The 4,032-nt window shown below is 59.2% G+C and carries 6 protein-coding genes; all 6 read right to left on the reverse strand.

The window, feature by feature from the left end; translation table 11 throughout:
• Positions 1-15 precede the first annotated feature (15 nt).
• Positions 16-1,464 carry a terminase family protein gene (locus tag HMPREF2980_RS00155; RefSeq protein WP_083313484.1) on the reverse strand — a complete coding sequence of 483 codons (1,449 nt, stop codon included), beginning with the start codon at positions 1,462-1,464 and terminating at the stop codon, positions 16-18.
• Entirely contained in the window at positions 1,427-1,738 is a 312-nt protein-coding gene (locus HMPREF2980_RS00160; protein ID WP_070676442.1) for a hypothetical protein, read from the reverse strand. Before HMPREF2980_RS00160 ends, HMPREF2980_RS00155 begins: the two co-directional genes overlap by 38 nt.
• Positions 1,739-1,930: 192 nt before the next feature.
• Positions 1,931-2,254: an HNH endonuclease gene (locus tag HMPREF2980_RS09470; protein ID WP_070689670.1), complete on the reverse strand. Its 324-nt coding sequence runs from the start codon at positions 2,252-2,254 to the stop codon at positions 1,931-1,933.
• Positions 2,255-2,469: 215 nt separating this feature from the next.
• Positions 2,470-3,144: a DUF7341 domain-containing protein gene (locus HMPREF2980_RS00170; RefSeq protein ID WP_070689671.1), complete on the reverse strand. Its 675-nt coding sequence runs from the start codon at positions 3,142-3,144 to the stop codon at positions 2,470-2,472.
• Positions 3,141-3,443 carry a VRR-NUC domain-containing protein gene (locus HMPREF2980_RS00175; protein ID WP_083313486.1) on the reverse strand — a complete coding sequence of 101 codons (303 nt, stop codon included), beginning with the start codon at positions 3,441-3,443 and terminating at the stop codon, positions 3,141-3,143. Before HMPREF2980_RS00175 ends, HMPREF2980_RS00170 begins: the two co-directional genes overlap by 4 nt.
• Before the next feature lie 23 nt (positions 3,444-3,466).
• Positions 3,467-4,032: hypothetical protein (locus HMPREF2980_RS09540; RefSeq protein WP_210399280.1), on the reverse strand; the 566-nt coding region annotated here is incomplete at its 5' end.

The following is a 4,032-nucleotide window of genomic DNA, read 5'->3' on the forward strand; positions in this document are numbered from 1 at the left end:
TAGGGAAGAAGTCACTCATACGCTAATCCTTTGTTTCCGTGCGGGGTTTCTCCTGGTAGTGCGTGCAGCCCAATAAGCCAGCGTGGCGGCTTCAAGCATCGTGACACTGCCACCTTCTGCTGCTTGCCAGCCGAAACCTCCTCGGTTGCCAATCTTTCGGCGGGTGCATGAGAGCACCTGCTGAGTGAGCTCAGGCTGGTTGCTATGAGTGAGGTCCTTGCCGATGACTGCCTGGTCGACCATTGCGTGAGCAACGATAACCTGGTCTAGTGAGGGCTGCCAGATGAGCGTCTTGGATTTCACGCCAGCTTCACGGAGCGCGTTCGTCAAGTAGCCGACGCCGGCCTTACCGTCGATGACAATCTGGGCGGCGCGGGAGGCATGTTCAGCGAGGAAGTCTACGAGCCAGCCGGTGCCGTGAGACAGAGGCATAGATTGCAGACCTTCGATGAAGATTGGGCCGCCGGTATCCGGGCGGCGCGCCACAGCGAGCGCGACTTCCATACCGTCGGGCGAGAATCGCACACCGAATACGGTGCGGCCTTCCTTGGGGGCTTCGCCCTCGCAGGCGTGCCATGCTTCGGGGGTGAAAGCTGCCTGTGTTGCGGCGGCTTCGTCCCAGATTCCGAGTGCCTCACGCCTGAATGAATCGGGAGTGAGGTTCTTGCGCATGCGTTCGATTGCGACGGCGCTGACTCGGGTCGGGAAGGACGGGTTGGCTTTAGCCCACTGCTTCTTATCGTCGGCTCGGGCTCCGGGGTCGGCTGCGCACTCGATATAGAGCTTGTCGCGGTCCCCCGCGAGCGCTTCGGCGCGGTGTCGTGTGAAAACCTCGCTCGGGTCGGTCGGCTTCGGCGGGGTGCCCATCATCAGCACCAATCCGTTCGGTGCGGCGTTGGTCGCAGGGAGCATGTCGTCGAGTGCTTTCTCGGTGAGAATCTGCGCCTCATCCAGCACAATGACGTCCACCTTGGCGAAGCCGCGACCAAAGCCAGACTCGCGGGCACCGAAGAGAATTCGTGAGCCATTCGCGAACTCTACGGCCTCCTGGCCGGCGCCGCGGCGGACATGGGAGATGAACGGGGCAACCGCCGGGCGAGCCGCGATGCCTTGCATGGATTGGAACGTCTCGTTGTGGGTGCGAGCGCGGTGAGCTGACCAGAGGACGAGCGTGTTTGGAGAAGCGATGCATGCGGCGAAGATAAAGCCAGCAATCATGTGGGTCTTGCCGACCTGTCGAGGCAGGCTCAGTGCGGCGCCACCCACGCCGGCGGCGTAGAACCCGTCCTTGCGCTTGGCGAAGATGAGCTTGCCAATATCAATCTGCCAGGGGTCGAGTGGGTAGCTCATCTTCATGAGCTGCCGAGCAATGGACGGCCAACCGGTCGCCACAATTCCAGTAGGTATCTTGAGCTGTGCGGCGACCTCAGAGAGTGGACGGGTCGAAGGGGGCATCTTCTTCATGATGGTGCTCTCCTTCAATCTCTGCCCCGTACTGCTGCTCTAGCTGTTCGAGTTCCTCGATGTCCTTGTCGAGGTCCTGGAATCGGCGTGCGAGCGCGGCTAGGTCACGGGCCAGTGTGTTTGGGTTGTCAATGTGCGCGGCGAGTTTGCTGCGCAGGGCACGGAGCCTGTCGAGGCGGGTGCCGTTGGCGGTGGCATGAGAAAGGGAGCCTTCCTCTTGGGTGGCTCCCTCAAAATCGATAGGTTCGAGCTGCTTAGGCTTGCCTTTGCTCAAGGTATCACTCCTTGTCGAACCGCATATTGTGGAAAATCTCTGTGAATATATCGCTATCGCCGGAGGGCGCGAACTCACCCTCCGGGGGAGGGGGTACCCCCCCTGGTCCTGTTTGCTTCAGGTGGTTTGCCCCGGTTGATGATGTCCCCCTTATCACGGTGAGAGGTCACCGGCTGGGGTGGATGGTTGGGGCTAAAGGATCAGCGTTGTTTTCGGTCGAATCGGCTCCGCAATTCTGATTGTCTTGCGAGCTTGAGAGCGTTTGCCTCCAAGCTTTCCGCCGAGTCTCTGGTTGCATTGGCGGCAGATGACGCGAGTATTCTCCACAACATCTTTGCCACCTTCAGCGTGAGCTGTCACGTGGTCAAGCTCGGGACTATTCGGTTGCTTACTCCGATGCCAGTCATAGGCAACGAAACAAATAGGACAGCGCATGTCGCCGCGTTCAAAAGCTGCGGCGAGTTCCTGCTTTCGGAGGTTCTTCCAGCGGGCGGTTCCGGTGCGGCTAGTCGCCATACGCTTCCTCCTTCTTCCACTTTTCAGTTGTAGCTTGCGGGCTGGTACCTGGTGGGGGAGGCTATATGCTTTCCCTCCTCCCCCACCAGAGGAAGAATCCGACACGATTGAACATGTCTCCCGCTTCATTACCACCCCCCCTGCGAGGCAGAGGACACACCAGTGGTAAGCGAGATAGTCTAGCGTCATCATCCCCCCTTATGCAACCACCCCAGTTACACACCAGAGGACAGCCTAACCAGCGTCTCCTCCTCCTCATCAGCAGACAGCAGATTCCACAGGAAAGCCCGCGGCCAAATCGCAGAGCAAGCCGAACACTCGACACGTTGCACCTGCTCCCCCTCAACGTCCCAGACAGCAACCAAGCAGGGCTTCTGCACCGTCGCCCCGAATTCATCTCGACAAATTCGGAGCTTCTGGTGGCAGACAGGGCACACGCGGTCTATCGGTGTACGGCGGGTAGGTTGCAGATACTCCTGAATCTTTGACACCCACTCACTCCACTCCTCACCAATCCAGGTCAGAACAGGAAGACTAGCATGAGCGATATGAGGCATGACGGCACGCATAGTGTCAGCTGGAGATTTCCCCGCCGGCACCCCAACAGCTGCCGCAGTCTCCGCAGCAGACCGACCAACCGCAGTCCACAAATCCAACGCCGCAACATCCAAGGGCGAGCGCGAGCCAGAGGACGACGGACCCCTCCCATGCTCCGCACCCTGCTCAGTGACAGCTTGCCGAAGCTGATCTAGCAACGCCATTTCCAGCGGAGCATCTTCGAGCACCTCAGCTGATGCTCCCATGTCCTCAGCTCGAACGTGGGCAAAGGCCAAGACATTCAGGATGGCTCGCACCCGGCGGCGCATCTCAGCGGCATCTTGCTCAGTCATTGACTCAGCTCCTTCACAATTGCGGCCCACATGTCAGGTCTCCACACTCCAGCGTCCTGGCCAGCTGAAGCGAGCGCGTCTAGCCACTGGACTTGTGCAGCTGAGACTCGCCCCTTCATCGCCTTCAATTCTCTGAAGATGGTTCGTCTCTTGATGGGATGGACGAGTACCAGGTCAGGAAAACCAGCCGGCGACCGGCGGGAGTCATGGGTGTGGTAGTGCATCCATCCCAGGCGGGTTGCCAGGGTGATGATTGCTGATTGGAATTGAGCTTCAGTCATGGTTCGTGCATTGAGCATCAAATAGTCTTGTGCTTTCACGCTTACCTCCTGGTTCGGCGGGGTCGAGCTCGGCGATGACGAGGGCGTTTCGATTCTGAAGTGGTTAGGTTCTTATCGGCTTTACCGTCCCGACCCGACCCGGCATATCCGAATCCGTCACCCTCCTGATTCAAATCGATTCGGAGTAATTGGGAGGAATTCGCCGCCTGAGTCCCAGCGGAAGGGTCAGTTACAGGGGCACTCTGCTCGCTACCGCGAGCGGTGCCCTGCCCGTTCCCGTCCCGTCCCGACCCGGCGGATTCGAATCCGTCACCCTCCTGATTCAAATCACCTCCCAATTCCTCCCAATCCTGTGAGGGGTCTTGAGAGGTGGTTTTGGGTACGACGAAATGGCCGTTGGAGTCTCCCCCGGTATCCGGTGCACCGGATACCGAGGTTGGCTCTTCAACGACCTCTGCAGCGGATGCTTGCTCGTTGATGAGGGCAAGTTCGGCTGCATCGATTTGCGCAGAGAATTCGTCAATCATCTGCTGCGCACTGATGGTCGGCAAAGAGCTGTTGGTGTGCACCACAGGCAAGGGTTCATCAATAACCTGCGAACCATCAC

The organism is Rothia sp. HMSC076D04 (assembly GCF_001814645.1).
GTDB classification, from domain to species: Bacteria; Actinomycetota; Actinomycetes; order Actinomycetales; family Micrococcaceae; genus Rothia; species Rothia mucilaginosa.

What these genes read in the sequence shown, in the direction of transcription:
- HMPREF2980_RS00155 (WP_083313484.1), bottom strand. Translation starts at nt 1,464, where the DNA reads ATGAAGAAGATGCCCCCTTCGACCCGTCCACTCTCTGAGGTCGCCGCA.
- HMPREF2980_RS09470 (WP_070689670.1), bottom strand. Translation starts at nt 2,254, where the DNA reads ATGGCGACTAGCCGCACCGGAACCGCCCGCTGGAAGAACCTCCGAAAG.
- HMPREF2980_RS00170 (WP_070689671.1), bottom strand. Translation starts at nt 3,144, where the DNA reads ATGACTGAGCAAGATGCCGCTGAGATGCGCCGCCGGGTGCGAGCCATC.
- HMPREF2980_RS00175 (WP_083313486.1), bottom strand. Translation starts at nt 3,443, where the DNA reads ATGCTCAATGCACGAACCATGACTGAAGCTCAATTCCAATCAGCAATC.